Genomic DNA, 19777 nt, shown 5'->3' with positions numbered 1-19777 from the left:
CGTAATGACACGCCCCATCCCCGCCACGCACACTCAGCTCGACCAGCTGCTGACCGGACTCGTGGAGCGGGTCGCCGATGTGAACCAGGCCGTGGTGCTCTCCGAGGACGGCCTGGTGGTCAGCAGGTCCACCGGGTTCCTGCGCGACGACGCCGAGCGGCTCGCGGCGACCGCGTCCGGTCTGATGAGCCTGAGCAAGGGCGTCAGCATGGACTTCCGGGGCGGTCCGGTGCGCCAGGCGCTCATCGAGATGGCCAACAGTTATCTGATCCTGACCTCCGCCGGCCCCGGCGCCCACCTGGTCGTGCTGACCGGCCCGGGCGCGGACGTCGGTGTGGTGGCGTACCAGATGAACATGCTGGTGAAGAAGATCGGCGAGCACCTCAGCGCGGCACCGCGGGGCATGGCCGGACCCGTCGTCGACCCAGGCGTGTGAGGTGGGCGAAGGCGACTCGGCGGGCCGGCTCGTACGACCGTTCGCGCTGACCGGTGGCCGGACCCGGCCCAGCCGGGCCGACTTCACGCTCATCGCGACGGTGACCGCGGTCGATCCGCCACCGGCCACCGCGGCCCGGTGCCAGCCCGAGCACACCCGGATCCTCCGGCTCTGTGCCGAGCCGGTCGCCGTGGCGGAGCTGGCCGCCCGGCTGGACCTGCCGGTGAGCGTGGTCGTCATCCTGCTCTGCGACCTGCTGGAGGCGGGCCGGATCACTGTCCGCCCGCCGCGCCTCGTCTCCCGTACGACTCCGGACCTGGACCTGCTGCAGAAAGTGAGGGACGGCCTTGGCCGGCTCTGACCCCGTCACTGACGCGTCCTCGGCACCCGACACGGTCAAGATCCTCATCGCCGGGGGCTTCGGCGTGGGCAAGACCACCATGGTCGGGTCGGTCAGCGAGATCGCCCCGCTGCGTACCGAGGAGCCCCTGACCATCGCCGGTCTGGGCATCGACGACCTCGACGGCATCGAGGAGAAGCGGGCCACCACCGTGGCCCTGGACTTCGGCAGAATCACCATCAGCCGGGAGCTGGTGCTGTACCTGTTCGGTACGCCGGGGCAGCAGCGGTTCTGGTTCATGTGGAACGACCTGGCGCTCGGCGCGCTCGGCGCCGTGGTCCTGGTCGACGTCCGCAGACCCGAGTCCAGCTTCGCCGCGATCGACTTCTTCGAACGCCGGAAGATCCCGTTCGTCGTCGGGGTCAACGGCTTCCACGGCAAGCACCCGTATCCGCCCGAGGACATCCGGGACGCGCTCGCGGTGCCGGAGCATGTGAAGGTGCTGCTGTGCGACGCGCGGGACCGGGAGTCGTGCCGGGACGTGCTGATCGCCCTGATCGACCAGCTGATCGCGTCGGCCGTACAGGCCTAGGGAGACATCGCGCGGCCCGGGCGGTGCGCACCGCCCGGGCCGCGCGAGCGGAGCGTCAGGCCAGGTCCTGCGACTTCAGCCAGGCCTTGGCGACGTCCAGCGGGTCCTTCTTCTCGAGCTGGACCTGCGCGTCCAGTTCGAGCAGCGCCTTCGTGTCGAGCTTGGCCGAGACCGCGTCGAGTGCCGCGGCGCCCTCCTTGGACAGCTCGCCCTTGCGGACCAGCGGCTGCACGTTCTGGAAGCCGAAGAGGTTCTCCGGGTCCTTCAGGACGACGAACTTGTCCCGGGCGATGGTCGGGTCGGTGGTGAAGAGGTCCGCGGCCTGCACGGTGTTCTTCTTCAGCGCCGTCTGGGTCAGCGGACCGCCCGCGTCGAGGGACTTGAAGGACTTGAACTCAAGGCCGTACACCGACTTCAGGCCCACCAGGCCCTGGTGGCGGGTCTGGAACTCCGGCGAGCCGCCGAAGTCCAGGTCCTTCGCGACGTCCTTGAGGTCCGCGATGGACGAGTCCGCGGTCAGCTTGTACTTCTTCGCGGTCTGGGCGTTGAGCGTCACGGAGTCCTTGTTCTGCGCGGCCGACGGCTTCAGCAGCTCCAGCTTGGAGTCGAGCTTGCCGTCGATGGCGGTCGTGGTCTCCTCGACCGTCTTCGGCTTGGCCTTGGCGTCGAGGTAGGCCAGCAGGGAGCCGTTGTACTCCGGCAGCACGGTGACGCTGCCGTTCTTCATCAGGCCGTAGGTGGTCTCCCGGCTGCCGATGTTGGGCTTGTAGGTGACCTTGATGCCCTTGGCCTTGAGGGCCTCGCCGTAGATGTCGGCGAGCAGGATGGACTCGGCGAAGTTGTTGGAGCCGACGACGACGGCGCCGCCCTCCGCCCCGCCGCCCTTGAGCGGGTCGTCGGAGGTGCCGCCGGAGGAACAGCCCCCGAGAAGAGCTGCCGCCGCGGCCAGCGCGACCGCTGCCGCGCCGGGGTGCCTCGTTATGGACCGGGTGCTGCTCTTCCGTGTAGTAATCACCCACTGATCCAAGCCAGCGGATATTCGGTCAGTCAAGAGCAGCTTGGTCACCAATTGGCGTCATCTCCTGCGCACACCCGGGGATACCGCGACCCGGGCCGCCGCCCAGAACAGCGCGAGCGTGACCAGCGCGAGGACGGCCACCAGCGTCGCGCCGCCCACCACCTTCTCGTAGTCGCGCTGGTAAAGGCCGTCGACGATGTACCGGCCGAGGCCGCCGAGGCTGACGTACGCGGCGATGGTGGCCGTCGACACGATCTGGATGGCCGCCGAGCGCAAGCCGCTGAGGATCAGCGGCAGGGCGACCGGCAGTTCCACCTGGAAGAGGATCCGGGACTCGTGCATGCCCATGCCGCGGGCTGCGTCCACCGGCGAGGGGTCGACGGAGCGCATCGCCTCGTAGGTGGTGACCAGGATCGGCGGGACGGCGAGGATGACCAGCGGGATCATCACGGGCAGCATCCCGAACCCGAGCAGGGTGGTCATCAGCACCAGCAGACCGAAGCTGGGCAGGGCCCGCCCGGCGGTGGCGACCAGGGACAGGGCGTTGCCGCCGCGCCCGTAGTGACCGGTGACCAGGCCGATCGGCAGTCCGATCGCGGCGGCGAGGAGCAGCGCCTCCAGGGTGTACTGGACATGTTCCCCGAGCCGGGCCGGGATGCCGTCGTACCCCTGCCAGTGGGCACTCTCGCTGAAGAACGAGTTGACGAAGTTCAGTACGTTCACCGGGCGGCGTCCTTAAGTGCGGGCGCCGGCTTGCGGCGGGCCGTCCCGCTCGGCATCCAGGGCGTCAGCAGCACGCGGACGAGGACCAGCAGGGCGTCGACGAGGATCGCCAGGAGCGCCGTGGTGATCACGGAGTTCCAGGTGAGCTCGGGCCGGTTGTAGATCTGCGCGTCGTGGAGCAGGTTGCCGAGCGCGCCCTGGTTGCCGATGAGCATGCCGACACTGACCAGGGAGATGCTCGACACGGTCGCCACCCGCAGGCCCGCGATGATCGCCGGTACCGCGATCGGCAACTGCACCTGGAAGTACCGCCGTACCGGACCGAAGCCCATGGCGGTGGCGGCGGCCAGGGTCTCCGGAGGCACCGAGCGCACCCCGTCGACGATCGCCGGGACGAGCACCACCAGGCTGTACACGGCCAGCGGGATCATCACGGTGAGCTCGGTCTGCCCGGTGTAGTCGATGAGGACCACGAAGAACGCCAGGGACGGGATGGCGTACAGCACCGTCGTCAGGCCGAGGACGGGCGGATACAGCCAGCGGAAGCGCACGCACAGCTGGGCGATCGGCAGCGCGAGGAGCAGTCCGGCCACGACCGGCAGCAGGGCCTCCCTCAGGTGCAGCCCGATCAGCCCGAACCAGCTGTGCTGGAGGTCGCTCGGGATGTCGAAGAAGTCGTGGAGGTAGCCGCTCATCCGGCGACCTTCTCGTCGTCGCGCTCGTCGTCGCGCCGTGCCGCGTGGGCGCTGCGGATCGCCTCGCCGATGGTGTGCTGCTCGACCACTCCGGTCACCCGTCCGCCGTCGTCCACGGCGACGGCCCAGCCGGTCGGGGAGAGCACGGCGCAGTCGAGGGCGGCCCGCAGTGAGTCGGTGCCGGGCACGAACGGCCGCCCGTGGGACAGGAGCCGGTCCGGCTGGATGTCCCCGGCCGTCAGGTCGTCCGGCGCGCTCCAGCCGAGCGGCCTGCCGTCCGCGTCCGTCACCAGCAGCCAGGGGGCGTCGGGGGCGGCGATCTGCTCGGCGGTGGCGTCGGCCCGGATCACCGGGTCGCTCGTCAGCGTGAGGCCCGCGGACGGGAAGAACGACAGGCCCCGGATGCCGCGGTCGGCGCCGAGGAAGTCCTCGACGAAGGCGTCGGCGGGGTTGGAGAGCAGCTCGGCGGGCGGCGCGTACTGGGCGAGGTGACCGCCTTCACGCAGCACGGCGACCATGGTGCCCAGCTTGATCGCCTCGTCGATGTCATGGGTGACGAAGACGATGGTCTTGCCCAACTCCTCCTGGATGCGCAGCAGTTCGTCCTGGAGGACCTTGCGCACCACGGGGTCGACCGCCGAGAACGGCTCGTCCATGAGCAGTACCGGCGGGTCGGCGGCGAGCGCCCGGGCCACGCCGACGCGCTGCTGCTGGCCGCCGGACAGCTGGTAGGGGTACCGCTTGGCGAGCGCGGCGTCGAGGCCCACGCGCTCCATCAGTTCGGCCGCCCGGGCCCGGGCCTTCTGCTTGCCCCAGCCGAGCATGCGCGGCACGGTCGCGATGTTGTCGACGATCGTGCGGTGCTGGAAGAGGCCGGCGTTCTGGATGACGTAGCCCATGGACCGGCGCAGGGTGGTGACGGGCTGCCGCTGGATGTCCTCGCCGTCGAGGAGGATCGTTCCCTCGCTCGGTTCCACCATCCTGTTGATCATCCGCAGGGTGGTCGTCTTGCCGCAGCCCGACGGTCCGACGAGGACGGTGATCGAGCGGTCGGGTATCTCCATGGAGAGCCGGTCGACCGCCACCGTGCCGTCCGGGTACCGCTTGGTGACTGATTCGATCCGTATCAAGGCGCCGGGGCCCTTCGGGTTGGCGGAGACTTTTGGCCATGGTCGTACGCGCTGTCGCCGGACGAGTCTAGACCGCGGTCGTTTCCGGACCCCGGGCGGCCGGGAGCCCCTCCCCCCTCCAGCGGCAGGCGGACGGTGAACACCGTCGCGCCCGGCTCGCTGTCCAGCTCGATGCGGCCGCTGTGGGCCCGGACCAGCGACTGGGCGACCGCGAGGCCGAGGCCGCTGCCGCCGCGGTCGCGGGTGCGGGCCTTGTCGACGCGGTAGAAGCGGTCGAAGACCCGGGCCCGGTCGTCGGGCGGGATGCCCGGACCGGTGTCGGTGACCCGCACCTCGGCCGAGCCGGGCGCGACGCACACCTCCACGGACACCTTCGTCCCGGCGGGGGTGTGCACGGCGGCGTTGGTGAGGAGGTTGTCGACGACCTGCCGGATGCGCAGCGGGTCCATCCGCAGCCGCATCGGCCGCGGACCCGCGAGCACGGTCAGCTCATGGTCGGGGCGGCCCGCGCGGAAGGCGTCCGCGGCCTGGCACACCAACTCGACCAGGTCGGCGTCCTGGAGCCGCAACGGCTCCTCCACCTCCGCCGCGTCCAGCCGGGCGAGCAGCAGCAGGTCGTCCAGCAGGACACCCATCCGGGCGGCCTCGGCGCGCAGCCGGGCCAGGTGCCGGTCGCGTTCCTCGGGGGCGTTGGCGGCGGCGTACTGGAAGAGGTCGGCGTAGCCGCGCACCGACATCAACGGGGTGCGCAGCTCGTGCGAGGCGTCCGCGACGAACCGGCGCAGCCGCTGCTCGGCCTCCGCGCGCACGGCGAGGGAGTCGTCGATGTGCTCCAGCATGGTGTTGAAGGCGGTGCGCAGCTCGTCCACCTCGGGACCGCCGTCCCGGCCGTCGGCGCGCAGCGGCAGCCGGGCCGCCGACTCGGTCAGGTCGTGCGAGGCGATGCCGTGCGCGGTGGACGCCATGTCGCTGAGCGGTTTCAGTCCGCGGCGCAGCGTCCGGCGGCCGAAGACGACCAGCGCGAGCAGCGCGAGGGCGAAGGTGACGACCTGGATGGTGATCAGCTGCCCGACCGTGTCCTCGATGTCCTCCAAGGGCGCGGCGCTGACCAGGACGACCCCGGGCTCGACCTGGCAGGCACGCAGCCGGTAGGAGCCCGCTCCCTTGAGGTGCTCGGTGCGCAGGAGTTCCGTGTGCGCGGTGGTCTGCGCCCGCGCCAGGGAGGTGAAGTCGTCGACGTCCTTCGGCAGGTCGGCAGGGTCCTCGGGCCTGCGGAGCTCGGGCGGGCCGTCCGAGACGTCGTACACGGCGTAGAACCAGCTGTAGTACTTCTTGCCCGAGAGCGTGCCGTAGTCCGCGATGCTCTTGGACTGGGCGATCTGGGCCTGCGCCAGCTGGGTGTCGAGCTGGGCCGAGAGGTAGTCCCGCATGTACGTGGTCAGGGCCGTGCCCACGACGGCGAACACGACCAGCGCCAGGGCGCCGAGGCCCAGGGCCAGCCGGGTGCCCAGGCGCATCCTGCGGTAGGTCCGCCGCACCCTGGCGATCACTCGGAGGCCTGCCGCAGCACGTACCCGAAGCCCCGCACGGTGTGGATCAGGGGGCGCCGCCGTCGTCCGTCTCGTCGAGCTTGCGGCGCAGCCGGCTGACGACCAGCTCGACGACGTTGGAACGGCCGCCGAAGCCGTACTCCCACACGTGGTCGAGGATCTGCGCCTTGGTGAGCACGGTGGGCGACTTGCGCATGAGGTAACGCAGCACCTCGTACTCGGTCGGGGTCAGCGACAGCAGCCGCTCACCGCGCCGCACCTCGCGGGTGTCCTCGTCCATCGTCAGATCGCCGACCTGGAGCACGGACCGCTGGAAGGCGGGCCCCGCGCTGCGCCGCAGCACGGTCCGCAGCCGGGCCATCAGCTCCTCCACGGCGAACGGCTTGACCAGGTAGTCGTCCCCGCCCCGCGTCAGGCCCGCGACCCGGTCGGCGACGCCGTCGCGCGCGGTGAGGAACACCACCGGCACCATCGTCCCGGAGGCACGCAGCCGGTCCAGGACACCGAAGCCGTCCACCCCGGGCAGCATCAGGTCGAGCACCACGATGTCCGGGTGGAACTCGGCGGCCCGCTTCAGCGCGTCCTCGCCGGTGTACGCCGTGACCGCGTCCCAGCCCTCGTAACGGGCGACGGTCGCGACGAGATCGGCGATGGGCGGGTCGTCGTCGACGACGAGGAGGCGTACTTTTTCCACCCGCTCATAGTGCTTCACCTGTCCCGCGCCTCCATAGCCGTCCGCCCCTTCGCGGCCCGATCGATAAACACTTGAAAGTTGAGCGACAGTATTTCGACAGCTCCTTGGCGACAAGCTCGGTGTCCCAGGATCCGATCAAGGAGCTGCCGACCGTGACGACCCTCCAAGAACCTCCCGCGGCGACCCGCGCGGGCGTGCGCCCCAGAGTGGTGGGGCGCACCGGCCTGTACGCGGTGCTGCTCGCCAACGCGGTCGTGGTGGCCGTCTTCTTCGCCCAGGCCGGCTTCGCCTCGAACACGCTCATCGTGCTGGGCCGGCTGACCGGGCTGTACGGTTCGCTGCTCATGGCGTTCCAGCTGCTGCTGGTGGCCCGGCTGCCCTGGTTCGACCGGCGGATCGGCATGGACCGGCTGACGTCCTGGCACCGCTGGACGGGCTTCTCGGTGCTGTGGCTGCTGCTCGCGCACGCGGTGTTCATCGTCTTCGGCTACGCGCAGTCCTCGTCCCTGGACCCCGTGAACCAGCTCGTGGATCTCGCCGAGACCGTCGAGGGCGTGCTGCGCGCGATCACCGCCCTGGCGATCATCATCGTGGTCGGCGTGGTCTCGGCCCGCTCCGCCCGGCGCCGGCTGGCCTATGAGACCTGGCACTTCATCCACCTGTACACCTATGTCGCGGTGGTGCTGGCGTTCACGCACCAGGTCGCGGCGGGCACGACGTTCGCCTCGTCGTCCGCGGCGCAGACGTACTGGTACGCCGTGTGGGGCGTGGCCCTCGCCGCGGTGTTCACGGGCCGGCTGGTGCTGCCGCTGTGGCGCAACCTCCGCCACCAGCTCCGGGTGACGGCCGTCGTCCCCGAGAACGACCATGTCGTCTCGGTCTACATCACGGGCCGCGACCTCGACCGGCTGCCCGCCCGGGCGGGCCAGTTCTTCCTGTGGCGGTTCCTGACGAAGGACCGCTGGTGGCAGGCCAACCCGTTCTCGCTGTCCGCCGCCCCCGACGGCCGTACGCTCCGGCTGACCGCCAAGCGCGCGGGCGACGGCAGCGCGGCCCTGCGGCACCTGAAGGTGGGCACGCGCGTCTTCGCCGAGGGTCCCTACGGCGCCTTCACCACCCTGCACCGCACCCGCCCGGACGCCCTGCTCATCGCCGGCGGCGTCGGTGTCACGCCGATCCGGGCCCTGCTGGAGGAGCTGCACGGCCACGCGGTCGTGATCTACCGGGTCGCCACGGACCAGGACGCCGTCCTCTACGACGAACTGCGCGACCTCGCCCTCACCAAGGGCGCCGAACTGCACCTGGTCACAGGCCCGCCCGTGCCCGACCGGCTGGCGCCGCGGGAGCTGGCACGCCTGGTGCCGGACATCGCCGGCCGGGACGTCTACCTGTGCGGCCCGCCGCCGATGATGAACGCCGTGCTCGGCAGCCTGCGCGAACTCGACGTGCCCAAGGCGCAGATCCACTTCGAACGCTTCAGCCTGGCCGGATGACAAGGAGATTGTCGTGAAGCGAGCCATACCCGTCCTCGTCCTGAGCATCGCGGGCCTGATCCCGGTCTGGCGCTACGCGCCCTCGCAGGACACCGGGGCGTCGTCGACCGTCACGGAGGCCGCCGCTCCGGCCGCCACACCCTCGGCCTCCTCGTCGGGTGGCTCCACGACCACGGTCGTGAAGGGCTCGGCCATCGACACCGAGAAGGGTCCGGTGCGGGTCGAGGTCACCTTCGACGGCGACAAGATCGCCTCGGTGCGGATGCTGCAGCAGCCGAACCATCCGCAGACCACGGCCGCCGTGCCCAAGCTGATCGAGGAGACGCTCCAGGCGCAGAGCGCTGACATCGACACGGTGTCCGGCGCCACGATCACCAGCGACGGCTACAAGGAGTCGCTCCAGGCCGCCATCGACGCGAAGGGCTGACGGCATGCGGCGCGTCGAGCACGTGATGGGGTTCCCGGTGTCGGTCCGGATCGACGACAAGGGCTTCCCCGAGGCGGCGGTGGACGGCCTCTTCGCCTGGCTGCACGAGGTCGACGCGCGGTTCAGCCCGTTCCGGCCGGACAGCGAGGTGTCGCGGCTGGACCGCGGGGAGGTGTCCGAGCCGAGCCCGGCGCTCCGGGAGGTCCTGGACCTGTGCGAGGAGTACCGGGTCGCGACCGGGGGCGCGTTCGACGTGCGTCTGCCGGGACGCGGCCTCGACCCCTGCGCCGTGGTGAAGGGCTGGTCGGTGCAGAAGGGTGCGGAGCTGCTGGCGGCGGCCGGGGCGCGGCGCTTCTGCCTCAACGCGGGCGGTGACGTGGTCGCCGTCGGCGGCCCCTGGCGCGTGGGCGTACGGCATCCCGAGCACGCCGACCAGCTCTGCACGGTCCTGGACCTCACGGACCGGGCCGTCGCGACATCCGCCCGCTACGAGCGAGGCGACCACATCATCGACGGGCGTACCGGACGACCGGCGACCGGGCTGCTCAGCCTCACGGTCGTGGCCCCCACCCTCACCGAGGCCGACACCGTCGCGACGGCGGCCTTCGCGCTGGGCGCCGAGGGCGTCGAGTGGGCGGCGGCCCGGGAGAACTGCGAGGTGTTCGCGGTGGACGCCGGGCACCGGGTCCTGCGGTCGGCGGAGTTCCCCGGGCAACGGTCGGCTCCGGAGCCGGCCGGTTAGGCTCCTGAAGGATCACTGCCGAACGGAAGGGGGCCGAAGGCATGAGCGCGACGGTGACGGCGGTCAGCAGAAACGGCGAGTACACGTTCACCAAGCCGAACCGGGACAGCATCACCCTGCTCGCGGGGCTGGGGGTGGAGGGCGACATCCACGCTGGGATGACGGTCAAGCACCGTTCGCGGATCCTCCAGGACCCCACGCGGCCGAACCTGCGCCAGGTGCACCTCATCCACGAGGAGCTCTTCGCCGAGGTCGCGGACGCGGGGTTCGAGGTGGCACCCGGCGCACTCGGGGAGAACATCACCACACGCGGCATCGACCTGCTCGGCCTGCCGGCCGGCACCCTGCTGCACATCGGCGGGGCCGCGGTGGTGGAGGTGACGGGCCTGCGCAACCGTTCCTAGGAACTGAGCGGGAGTGAGTCCTGTTGCCAGGACTGCTGCTCAGTCGCGTGCCCCGAACGGTGTTGGGCATGCTGGTCGCCCGCTTTCGCGCCGCTGCCGGGCGGCACGCATCTGGTGCGTGGTCCGGGAATGCGGGGGCGGGGTCCCTCACGCCCTGGGGTGTCCGGTCGGGCCTGGACGGTCCGATGCCCGTAACGATCGCTCTGGTCGTTACGGGGCGGTGCCGTCCGTCGCCTGATCGGATGCCCGAGGGCGCGTCGCCCGATCGCGATGCTGGCCGCATCGTGCCGGGACACTTGGCGGGTGGGGGTGGTCAGTGGCTGCTGCCAGTGCTGGGCACCCCACCGGGAGGTATAGGCCGGATCCACCGCGACGATCGCGATGTTCTGCTCGGCGGCCATGGACACCAGCCGCGCTTTCAGTTTCGCGGTGGGGAAGCGGGAGATCAGACGGCGGAATCGCTTGTTGCGGCCGTGCTTCTCCCGGCTGGTGTTGTCGGTGAAGTCGAGGTCCTCGATCGCGATCGCCGCGACTCTGCAACGCCGGGCGTGGTGCAGCAGGCGGGTCAGTGCGTGCCGGATCTGCGCGTCCCGATGCTGTGTGGTCGTGGTGCCGGACAGGTCGTAGAAGAAGCGTCGTGGTGCGCCGACCGGGTTGCCGTGCACATCCAACTGCCAGGCGGCGAGGTGGTCGTCGTTCATGTCGACGGCGACCACGCCCCGGGCCAGGGCCGCCTCCAGGGGCAGATGGGGACGGGGGCGCGTTGCCAGGACGCGGTCACGTACCAGCGGTCGCGGGCGGGGTCGTGGTGGATGCGGTAGGCCACCGCCCGATGGCTGGTGATCCGGTCCAGCCACTCCTGCCCTCGGTTCTGGAACGCCACGCGCGCGTCCAGGACGTACCGGCCGTGCGAGGCGTTCGCCAAATGCGCCAGCGCAGCCGGGAGCTTGACCGAGAGCTGACCGGTGTCGGTGATACGGATGGTTTCGTTGCCGAAGCGTCTGCCTGACTCTCCGTCGGCGGACAGGAACATCCGCGCCGCCCGCCACCTCCGGCGCCACTCGTTCTCGTCCAGGCCGGCCTCGTCCAGGTGGTGGCGCAGATGCGCGAGGCGTTTGCCGCCCCGCACCACATGCACCCGGCCCTCCGCCCAGTCCGCCTCCACGGAAACCAGCCGGACCTTCAGCGCGTGCAGGCGGCGGGACTTGGCATGCCACTCGGCGCGCGACGCATACCCACGCACCAGGCCCTCACGCTTGCTCGCCTTGGCACCCAGCGGACGGGCCAACCGCGCCTCGACCGATGCGATCTGCCCGCGCAGCCACCCCATCTCCGCCAGCTGACCACGCCGCGCCAGCGCCCACTGATCATGCGTGGCCCTGGTGATACTCCCCGCCCACCGCGCCGACGAACACCCCGTCAACTCCCGCTTCCGCTGTGCCCACGACCCGCCGTCATGAGCCAGGCACTGCCGGGACCGGACGGCGAGATCCCCTGCGGCCAGCGAACCGAGGAAAAGCCCCACCTCACACAGCACCGCCACGTCCTGCTGCGACACCCTCAGCCGGTCCCGGATCGCCACCCCCGCAGGGCCGGGCACCACGAACGACGTCGCCACCTCACGCAGCCCACCCACCCCGCCACACCGCCGGAAACCCGATCACCGCACTCAACGAGCCACACCCTCATGAGGTCACGCATTCGACACACGAACCTCCATTCCCCAGCCGATGACGACCCCCAGCAGGCCACAAACACTCACACACGCTCACTCACACACGCTCCTGCTCAGCCCAGCGGCAGCAGTTCGCAACCCCCTGCGTCCAGATCGACGCCTTCCAGGACGGGCTGCTGAAGCAGGTCGTCGGCCGTGACGAGGCCGGCCGGATCGTGCGCAAGGCGGGCATCATGAGCGTGGTGCGCGAGGGCGGCGTGGTGCGTCCCGGCGACTCCATCGAGGTGCGGCTCCCCGCGGAACCGCACCGGCCGCTGGAACGCGTCTGAACGAGCCCTGGTGACGGGCCTGTCAGCCCTCGGGCAAGGCCTCCAGGAAGTCCGCCGGCGGCACGAAGAACAAGCCGCCGGTGACGGCCCGTGAGTAGTCCAGCAGCGGGTCGGGCCCCGAGCCCGGCTCGCCGAGGAACATCTTGCGCAGCATCGTCTCGGGTGTCCCGGGCGTGCGCGCGTAGGCCACGAAGTACGTGCCGAACTCCCCGTGCCCCGGCCTGCCGAACGGCATCGCGGAGCGCAGTATCCTCTGCTCCGAGCCGTCCGGGCCGAGGACGGTGTTGACGTCCTTGTGGGAGCCGGGCGCGTCGAGTTCGAGGTTGGTGAGCTTGGTGCGTCCGATCACCTTCTCCTGCGCCTCCACGGCGAGGGCCTCCCAGGCGTCCACGTCGTGCAGGTACTTCTGCACCATCGCGTAGCTGCCGCCGCGGAAGCCGGGATCCTCCTCGCCGACCAGCGCCGCGTCGGCCGCGGTCTGGCCGACGGGGTTCTCGGTGCCGTCGACGAAGCCGAGGAGGTTGCGCGAGTCGAAGTAGGCGAAGGCCTGCGTCTCGTCCCGCACGGTGACAGCGCCGCGCAGCCGCCGCACCAGCTCGGCGGCGAGGGCGAAGCACAGATCGGTACGGGCGGCCCTGATGTGGAGGAACAGGTCGCCCGGGGTGGCCGGGGCGTGGTGCCGGGGCCCGGCCAGTTCGCGGAACGTGTGCAGTTCGGCGGGCCTGGGGCCGCCGAACAGCCGTCCCCAGGCCCGGGATCCGACCCCGGCGACGGAGCCGAGACCGCCGTCGGGGCTGGGGAAGCCGACGGAGCGCACCAGGCCCGCGAGGGAGCCCAGCGCCTCCCGTACGGCGGCCTCCCCGCCGGGTTCGATCGTGGCGACCAGGAACACCGCGACCGACGCCGGCGGGTTCAGCAACGGCTGCGACAGCGTCTCTCCCGGGGGCAGCGGTGACGTCATGGCTTCCCATCCCTTCGCCGGCAGGCACGGCCCGCCCGCTCCCCCTCCGGGACGGCGCGGCCCACGCCCCTCACACGATGCCCAGCGAACAGGCGGCCGCAACTCCCCGGCCGGAAAGGACGGTTGCTACGGCGTCTCGTCCTGAAGCACCTTCACGTCCCACGGCCCGAGCGGCACCGCGTCGGCGTACACGGTCTCGGACAGCACGTCCCGCACGGCCGCGGGCACCGGCACGGACACCTCCTCCCACGACCAGTTGTGCAGGAAGCGCACCCGGCGGCCGTCCCGGGCGGTCGCCGAGGTGGCCGTGACGCTCGGGTGGGCGGGGCGCCAGGCGCCGTCCGGGGCGTACCCGTCGAACAGGGCCCGGGCGAAGACCGGGTCGGGCACGGTTCCGACGTAGGTGATGCGGCCAGTGCCGTGGCGGTGGGTGGTGACGGCGGGCCAGCGCCCGAAGTGGGGATGGACGTACGCGGCGAGCGTCTCGGCCCCTGCGGCCGCAGTCCGTCCGCCCAGTGCAGGGCGTGCGCGTCGGCCGGGAGGGGGAGGGAGTCCGTTCCGGTGACGGGCAAGGGGTCGCGCAGGTTGCTGAACTCGTCGTACGTCACCCCGGCCGCCTCGGCCAGTCGGCCCGGCTGGAGGTCGGTGCGGGCCCTGGCCTCGGTGTCGCCGTAGCCGGTGCGGGGGCCGAGGACGAGGTGCCCCCCGGCCTCGGCGTAGGCGCGGAGCCGGTCGAGGACGGTGTCGTCGGCGGCGTAATAGCCGGGGACGACCAGGAGGGGCGGCAGATCCGCGTCGGAGAGCTGCCCGGGGTGCAGGACGCGGGCCTGGAGTCCCGCGTCGAAGGCGCCGCGGTAGAAGGCGTCGAAGACGGTCTCGTACGACCGTCCGTCCGGGTTCCCGTCGGCGTCGGCGAGCGGCGGCTGGCCCTTGAGCGCCCACTTGCTGGGCCCGTCGTACAGGAAGGCGACGTCGGCGTCCGGGGTGAGGGACGCGACGAGGTCACCGGCCTTCTCCAACTCCGCGCCCAAGGCGGCCAGTTCGCGATAGACACGGCCGGGCCTGCCGTTGTGCGGGAGGATGCCGCCCCAGTAGGTCTCGGTGCCGAAGTGCAGGGTGTGCCAGTGCCAGTACTCGATCATCGAGGCGCCCCGGGAGATCAGCGCCCAGGCGGCCTGGCGCCACTGGCCGTCGTAGGCGGGCCGGTTGTCCCACGGCCCGCTGATGGCCTGCGCGTTGGTCTCGGTGACCAGGTAGGGCTCCTGGCGGGAGGAGTACATGCGGTCGGCGCTGCGGTAGAGGGCCCAGGTGCCGTTGGTCGTCCAGTGCTGCCCGTCGCCGTTCACGTCGGGCAGGGCGAGGGCGTCCTGCATCGTGTAGTACGGGTTGCCCGCGGTGACGTCGAGGCTCTCGGTGAGGCGGTCGTCCTCGACGCCCTGGCGGTCGTAGGAGATGCAGGTCGTGACGAACTGGCCGGGGCGGGCGTACTCGCGCACGATCTCGGCCTGCCAGGCGATGAACTCGGTGGTGAGCCGGGCCTGGAAGCGCCGCCAGGCCAGGTCGTACTGCGGCTGGGCGTTGCCGTCCGGGGTCCACAGGTCGGCCCAGGTGGACAGCCGGTGCGACCAGTAGACCAGGCCCCATTCGCGGTTGAGGGTCTCCACGTCGCCGTACCGCTCGCGCAGTTCGTCGGTGAAGCGCTGGAAGACGCCGTGGTTGTGGAAGAGGTGCAGGCCCGGTTCGTTGTCGACCTGGAAGCCGATGACCGCCGGGTGGTCGGCGTACCGGCCGACGACCTTGCGGATGACGCGCTCGGCGTGGAAGCGGAACGCGGGGTGGGTGAAGTCGGCCTCCTGCCGGGCGCCCCAGCCCATGCGCTCGCCCGTACGGGACTCCCCCGCGATCTCCGGGTACTGCCGGGCCAGCCACGGCGGCACCGCGTACGTCGGCGTCCCGAGGATGACCGAGATGCCCCGCTCGTGCGCGCCGTCCAGGACCGGCTGGAGCCAGTCGAGGTCGAAGCGGCCGTTCTCGGGCTCCCAGGTGGACCACACCGACTCGCCGACGCGGATCACCGTGAAGCGGGCCTCGGCCATCAGGTCGAGGTCGTCCTTGAGGCGCTCGTACGGCTGGTACTCGTGGTAGTAGGCGGCACCGAACAGGACGCGCCGGGGCAGCTCGAACATGCTTCTCCTTCAAATGAGTCGGGGGGCGGTCAGCCTTTTACGGCGCCCGTGGACAGGCCTTCGAGGAGCTGTTTGCGCAGCAGCACGAAGAGGGCGACGGCGGGCAGGACGGCGAGGACGGCTCCGGCGAGCACGAGGTCGTACTGCCGTTGCTCCGACACGAACAGGGTCTGCAGGCCCAGCGGCAAGGTGTACTGGGAGCTGTCGGAGACCAGCACCAGCGGCCACAGGAAGCTGTTGTAGCTCTGCAGGAACTGCCAGACACCCAGGGCGCCCAGCGAGGGCCGCAGCAGCGGCAGCACGATGGTCCGGAAGATGCCGAACTCGCTCGCCCCGTCGATCCGGGCGGCCTCCAGCACCGAGTCCGGGACGGACTGCACGATGTACTGCTGCATCATGAAGATCCCGAACGCGGGCGCCACCCACGGCACGATCAGCGCGAACCACGGACTGCCGAGCCCGGTCTTCACCAGGATCACGAACAGCGGCACCAGGACCACCGCGAACGGGATCGACAGCGAGCTGAACATGACGTTGAACAGCAGCCGCTTCCCGGCGAAGCGGAACTTGGCGAAGCCGTAGCCGGCGAGCGCGCAGACGAAGACGGACACGGTGGTGGCGACGACGGCGACCACCGTGCTCATCAGGAACCAGCGGCCGAAGGGCTGCTCCGTGAGCAGGGTGCGGTAGTTGTCCAGGGTGAACGGGTCGGGGACGAGTTCCGGCGGGTAGTCGAAGATCTCGCCGCGCGGCTTGAACGAGCCGCTCAGCGCCCACAGCAGCGGGGCGAGGAAGCCCAGGAACAGCAGGACGAGGACGCCGTAGAGGGGCAGTCGGGCGCGTGTCATGAGGTGGCCCTCCCGATGCCGAGGAGACGGTTGACGAGGCGGCTGAGGCCGAAGACGAGGACGAAGAGGACGACGGCGGCGGCCGCCGCGTAGCCGAACTGCTGGCGCTGGAAGGCGGCCCGGTAGATGAACATGGTCACCGAGAGGGTGGACTCGGCCGGCCCGCCGCCGGTGAGCAGATACGGCTCCTCGAAGATCTGGGCCGCGCCGATGAAGGACGTGACGACGACGAACGCCGTCACCGGCTTCAGCGCCGGCAGGGTGACGGTGGTGAAGGTGCGCAGCCGCCCGGCCCCGTCGATCGCGGCGGCCTCGTACAGCTCCCGGGGCACGTTCTGCAGCCCGGCGAGGAAGAAGACGGTGAGGTAGCCGGTCCAGCGCCACAGCATGACCAGGGCGATGCTGACCTTGGCCATGGTCGGGTCGCCGAGCCAGTCGACACCGCCGGTGCCGAACAGGGCCCGCAGCACCGCGTTCGCCAGCCCGAACTGCCGGTCGAAGATCAGGCCGAAGACCAGGGCGACGAGGATCGGCGAGACGACGACCGGCACGAAGTAGGCGGTCCGCCACAGGTCACGGGCCCTGAGGCCCTTGGCGTTGAGCGCCTGGGCGATCAGCAGCGCGAGCGGCACGACGGCACAGACCGCGACGAGCACGAAGACGGCCGTGTTCCCGAGGGCCCGGTGAAAGCTGATGTCGGTGGCGAGCAGCCGGTAGTTGCGCAGTCCTACCCAGTGCGGGGTGCCGAGTCCCACCCACTCGGTGAGACTCAGCCACACCGACACGCCGACCGGGACGAGCATGAACAGGACGTAGAGGAGATAGAAGGGCGAGATGAAGAGGTAGGGAGCCCAGGACCTCTTCGGCCGGCGCCGCGTGTCCGTCTCACCGACGCGCTCGCCGGTGGATCGACTCGGCCCGGCTACAGCGGTGGTCATGACGAGGGACCTCCTGAACAGCGCCCCGAAAGGGGCGCGGGGAACTGCGCGGCCGGCCACGACGCGGCCGCGGACGAACGACGGCTCATCACGGCAGCCCTTACCTCCCCGCCTGGTCACGAAAGTCCGCCGCGGTCTGCTTCAGGGCCTGCCGTGGGGTCAGGCTGCCGCGATAGGCGCGCAGGAGATTGCCCGCGAGGACGTCGTAGAGGATGGACTGGTCCGGACTCTGGTGGAACGCCGGCACGTCCGGCAGCAACGAGCGGTAGAGCCCGAACAGCCGCTGCCCACCGCAGAACTCGTCCTCGTACGCACCCAGACGCGGATCCTCGTACACGGACCGCCGCGTCGGCAGATAGCCGGTCTCCAGGAAACGGCGGACCTGCCCGTCATGGGTGAGCCACGTCCGGAAGAGGAACTCCGTCGCCGCCCGGGTATTGGCCTTGTCCTTGACGACGCCGAAGCCGGTGCCGCCGAGCGCGGCGGTCACCCCACCCCCGGCCGCGAACCGCGGAAGCGCCCGCACCCGCCATTTGCCCTTCTGCTCGGGCACGTTGGGCAGCAGGCCGTAGTTCTTGTACCAGATGGCCATGGGCAGGCCGATGACCCGGCCCTGTTTCAGCGCGGTCTGCATGGCGGCCCCGTAGTAGTCGGAGATGTCGACGACGAAGCCGCTGCGCAGCCCCTCGCAGAGGAAGCGCAGCACCTCCTCGGCCTCCGGCGAGTCCAGCCGCAGGTTCCCGTCGGCGTCGAAGAACGCACCGCCGCGCTGGTAGAGCAGCATCTGGAAGGACTGCACGACCTGGCCCGGGTCGCTGCCCACCGTGGAGACGACGCACATCGAGGCCTTGTGATCCCGGTACACCCGGGCGCCGGCCTCGGCGAACTCCTCCCAGGTCTGGTCGCCTTGCAGCAGCCCGTGCTCGTCGAAGAGGTCCTCGCGGTAGAAGTAGACGACCATCGGGGTGTCCGAGTCGAAGGCGTAGACATGGCCATCTCTGCTGAAGGGGGCGGTACGGGCGGGCAGCAGGTCGTCCTTGAGGCCGGGCACGGCCTCGATGTCGGGCGTGAAGTCGTGCAGCAGCCGCTCGGCGATGTCGCCGCGCAGCATGCGCGGGAAGCTGCCGATCTCGAAGCCGACCAGGTCGGGTGTGCCGCGTCCGGCGACGGCCTGGGCGAGCAGTTTGGTGACGATGTCCGGGGGCCTGAGCGGGTGACCTTCAGGTGGTAGCGGAAGTCGGTGGCGCGGTCGGCCTCCGGGACGCCCTTCACGAAGAAGGCCTCGTAGCCCGGGTCGTGGGTCCACAGGGAGAGGGTGACGTCGCCGGAGGTGCGGGGCGTCGTATCGCCCTGTCCGCAAGCGGAGAGTGCGGCGGCCGTACCGAGGCCGAGGGCTCCGCGCAGCAGGGCGCGGCGGGTCGGAGGGGCAGGGAACGGTGGGGTGTACACACGTGACTCCTCACGTGGTGCGGCTACGGGCGGGGGTACGCGGAGCCCGGGTCCCGTACCGGGCTGCCGGTGGAGGCCCGTACGGTCAACTCGACCGCCTGGTCGGCGGGTTCGGCCGGTGCCGGGCGGCCCTCGATCAGGGCGATCAGTACGTCGACGGCGCGGTCGGCGACGGCGGCGAAGTTCTGCCGGACGGTGGTCAGCGGCGGGGAGAGATAGGCGGCGGCGGGTATGTCGTCGTAGCCGACGACGCTCACGTCACCGGGGACGGCGCGGCCCGCGTCGGCGAACGCGCGCAGGGCGCCGATGGCCATGTCGTCGTTGGCGGCGAACACGGCCGTGACATCGGAGAGCCGGGCGAGCTGCTGTCCGGCGGCGTACCCGGAGGCCGGGCTCCAGTCGCCGGGTGACGGCAGGGGCGGTTCGGGCACGCCGGCGGCTGCGAGGGCCTCGCGCCAGCCGCGCAGACGGTCTCGGGCGGCCCACCAGTCCTGGGGGCCGGGCAGGTGCCAGACGGTGCGGTGGCCCAGGGACAGCAGGTGCTCGGTGGCGATCCGGGCGGCCTCGATGCCGTCGCCGCCGACCACGGCACAGGTGCCCCGGGCGAGTTCCACGCCCTCCCCGACGCTGACCACGGGCACATCGGCGCTGAGCCTGAGCGGCGTGCCGTCGTCGATGGGCTCGGACAGCACGATCCCGTCCACGCCCTGCTCCAGCAGCGCGTCCACGGCGACCGAGACCTTCTGCCCCTGCAGGGTGCTGGCCAGGGCGACGGAGTACCCGGCGCGCTGCATCGCCCGCTCCAGGGCGATGAGCAGGGTCGAGGGGCCGTAGAGCGAACTGCCCAGCGAGACCACGCCGATCCGCCGGTAGCGGCCGAGGAGCAGGGCCCGGGCCGCGGTGTTGGGACGGTAGTCCAGTTCGCGGATGACCCTCAGGACGCGGTCGCGTACCTCCGGGCTGACGTGCGGCTCGCCGTTGACGACCCGGGAGACGGTCTTCTGCGACACTCCGGCGGCCCGCGCGACCTCGGTCATGCCGGGACCACGACGGCGACGGCCGCCTTCTGCTCCGGTCGTCGTCATGAGGGCTCCCAGGAGGTGGCACGGGCATGGACTACGTAGTCAGTCCGCAGCTCTCTGATGGG

The 19777-nt window shown here is 71.0% G+C and carries 18 protein-coding genes and 4 pseudogenes; 8 read left to right on the top strand and 14 right to left on the bottom strand.

The window, feature by feature from the left end; translation table 11 throughout:
• Positions 1 to 4: 4 nt before the first annotated feature.
• The 3 genes from ACQEV8_RS34355 to ACQEV8_RS34345 are packed head-to-tail and all read left to right on the top strand — an operon-like array spanning position 5 to position 1368.
• On the top strand, positions 5 to 436 hold the full coding sequence (locus tag ACQEV8_RS34355; RefSeq protein WP_382581951.1) for a roadblock/LC7 domain-containing protein: 432 nt from the start codon (positions 5 to 7) through the stop codon (positions 434 to 436).
• Position 437: 1 nt separating this feature from the next.
• Complete coding sequence (locus ACQEV8_RS34350) at positions 438 to 797, top strand: DUF742 domain-containing protein (RefSeq protein WP_189721572.1); 360 nt, start codon at positions 438 to 440, stop codon at positions 795 to 797.
• The gene (locus ACQEV8_RS34345) at positions 784 to 1368 is read left to right on the top strand and encodes a GTP-binding protein (RefSeq protein WP_432968149.1); all 585 of its coding nucleotides are present in this window, start codon (positions 784 to 786) and stop codon (positions 1366 to 1368) included. The genes ACQEV8_RS34350 and ACQEV8_RS34345 overlap by 14 nt, the downstream gene beginning before the upstream one ends.
• A gap of 55 nt (positions 1369 to 1423) precedes the next feature.
• Here ACQEV8_RS34345 and ACQEV8_RS34340 read toward each other — a convergent pair whose 3' ends face one another.
• The 6 genes and pseudogenes from ACQEV8_RS34340 to ACQEV8_RS34315 form a co-directional block, all read right to left on the bottom strand.
• The gene (locus ACQEV8_RS34340; protein ID WP_432968146.1) at positions 1424 to 2383 is read right to left on the bottom strand and encodes an ABC transporter substrate-binding protein; all 960 of its coding nucleotides are present in this window, start codon (positions 2381 to 2383) and stop codon (positions 1424 to 1426) included.
• Positions 2384 to 2443: 60 nt separating this feature from the next.
• Positions 2444 to 3109 (bottom strand): ABC transporter permease, encoded by a 666-nt coding sequence (locus tag ACQEV8_RS34335; RefSeq protein WP_432968143.1) that lies wholly within the window; start codon positions 3107 to 3109, stop codon positions 2444 to 2446.
• Entirely contained in the window at positions 3106 to 3804 is a 699-nt protein-coding gene (locus ACQEV8_RS34330; RefSeq protein WP_432968139.1) for an ABC transporter permease, read from the bottom strand. The genes ACQEV8_RS34335 and ACQEV8_RS34330 overlap by 4 nt, the downstream gene beginning before the upstream one ends.
• Entirely contained in the window at positions 3801 to 4934 is a 1134-nt protein-coding gene (locus tag ACQEV8_RS34325; protein WP_432968136.1) for an ABC transporter ATP-binding protein, read from the bottom strand. The genes ACQEV8_RS34330 and ACQEV8_RS34325 overlap by 4 nt, the downstream gene beginning before the upstream one ends.
• Entirely contained in the window at positions 4931 to 6484 is a 1554-nt protein-coding gene (locus ACQEV8_RS34320) for a sensor histidine kinase (protein ID WP_432968133.1), read from the bottom strand. The genes ACQEV8_RS34325 and ACQEV8_RS34320 overlap by 4 nt, the downstream gene beginning before the upstream one ends.
• Positions 6481 to 7178: pseudogene (locus ACQEV8_RS34315) on the bottom strand (response regulator transcription factor). Before ACQEV8_RS34315 ends, ACQEV8_RS34320 begins: the two are co-directional and overlap by 4 nt.
• A gap of 152 nt (positions 7179 to 7330) precedes the next feature.
• Between ACQEV8_RS34315 and ACQEV8_RS34310 the strand changes: the two are divergent.
• The 4 genes and pseudogenes from ACQEV8_RS34310 to ACQEV8_RS34295 form a co-directional block, all read left to right on the top strand.
• Positions 7331 to 8671, top strand: a complete 1341-nt coding sequence (locus ACQEV8_RS34310; RefSeq protein WP_432968130.1) for a ferredoxin reductase family protein — start codon at positions 7331 to 7333, stop codon at positions 8669 to 8671.
• 13 nt (positions 8672 to 8684) lie between these two features.
• Positions 8685 to 9098 (top strand): FMN-binding protein, encoded by a 414-nt coding sequence (locus ACQEV8_RS34305; RefSeq protein WP_432968127.1) that lies wholly within the window; start codon positions 8685 to 8687, stop codon positions 9096 to 9098.
• Positions 9099 to 9102: 4 nt separating this feature from the next.
• Entirely contained in the window at positions 9103 to 9840 is a 738-nt protein-coding gene (locus ACQEV8_RS34300; RefSeq protein WP_432968124.1) for an FAD:protein FMN transferase, read from the top strand.
• Between the two features lie 41 nt (positions 9841 to 9881).
• A pseudogene (locus tag ACQEV8_RS34295) lies at positions 9882 to 10235 on the top strand (MOSC domain-containing protein); the annotation flags it as partial.
• A gap of 5 nt (positions 10236 to 10240) precedes the next feature.
• On the opposite strand, the gene ACQEV8_RS34290 reads toward ACQEV8_RS34295, so the two are convergent.
• Both ACQEV8_RS34290 and ACQEV8_RS34285 read right to left on the bottom strand, forming a co-directional pair.
• Complete coding sequence (locus ACQEV8_RS34290; RefSeq protein ID WP_432968121.1) at positions 10241 to 10945, bottom strand: hypothetical protein; 705 nt, start codon at positions 10943 to 10945, stop codon at positions 10241 to 10243.
• Positions 10942 to 11880, bottom strand: coding sequence for a hypothetical protein (locus tag ACQEV8_RS34285; protein WP_432968118.1), 939 nt, complete (start codon positions 11878 to 11880; stop codon positions 10942 to 10944). The genes ACQEV8_RS34290 and ACQEV8_RS34285 overlap by 4 nt, the downstream gene beginning before the upstream one ends.
• 179 nt (positions 11881 to 12059) lie before the next feature.
• Here ACQEV8_RS34285 and ACQEV8_RS34280 point away from each other — a divergent pair.
• Positions 12060 to 12248: pseudogene (locus ACQEV8_RS34280) on the top strand (MOSC domain-containing protein); the annotation flags it as partial.
• 22 nt (positions 12249 to 12270) lie between these two features.
• Here ACQEV8_RS34280 and ACQEV8_RS34275 read toward each other — a convergent pair.
• From ACQEV8_RS34275 to ACQEV8_RS34250, 6 genes and pseudogenes are all read right to left on the bottom strand, one after another.
• Positions 12271 to 13209, bottom strand: coding sequence for a Dyp-type peroxidase (locus ACQEV8_RS34275; protein WP_432968115.1), 939 nt, complete (start codon positions 13207 to 13209; stop codon positions 12271 to 12273).
• A 126-nt stretch (positions 13210 to 13335) separates the two neighbouring features.
• Positions 13336 to 15395, bottom strand: a pseudogene (locus ACQEV8_RS34270) (beta-galactosidase).
• A gap of 29 nt (positions 15396 to 15424) precedes the next feature.
• Positions 15425 to 16243: a carbohydrate ABC transporter permease gene (locus ACQEV8_RS34265; protein ID WP_432968112.1), complete on the bottom strand. Its 819-nt coding sequence runs from the start codon at positions 16241 to 16243 to the stop codon at positions 15425 to 15427.
• Positions 16240 to 17181: a carbohydrate ABC transporter permease gene (locus ACQEV8_RS34260; RefSeq protein WP_432968109.1), complete on the bottom strand. Its 942-nt coding sequence runs from the start codon at positions 17179 to 17181 to the stop codon at positions 16240 to 16242. Before ACQEV8_RS34260 ends, ACQEV8_RS34265 begins: the two co-directional genes overlap by 4 nt.
• A 100-nt stretch (positions 17182 to 17281) precedes the next feature.
• Positions 17282 to 18487, bottom strand: coding sequence for an extracellular solute-binding protein (locus tag ACQEV8_RS34255; RefSeq protein WP_432968106.1), 1206 nt, complete (start codon positions 18485 to 18487; stop codon positions 17282 to 17284).
• 166 nt (positions 18488 to 18653) lie between these two features.
• Positions 18654 to 19715, bottom strand: coding sequence for a LacI family DNA-binding transcriptional regulator (locus ACQEV8_RS34250; RefSeq protein ID WP_432968103.1), 1062 nt, complete (start codon positions 19713 to 19715; stop codon positions 18654 to 18656).
• Between the last annotated feature and the right edge of the window lie 62 nt (positions 19716 to 19777).

It is taken from the genome of Streptomyces sp. CA-179760 (assembly GCF_050937045.1).
Lineage (GTDB): Bacteria > Actinomycetota > Actinomycetes > Streptomycetales > Streptomycetaceae > Streptomyces.
The sequence above is the reverse complement of the archived record's forward strand: the minus strand, read 5'-3'. Positions and strand labels throughout refer to the sequence as shown.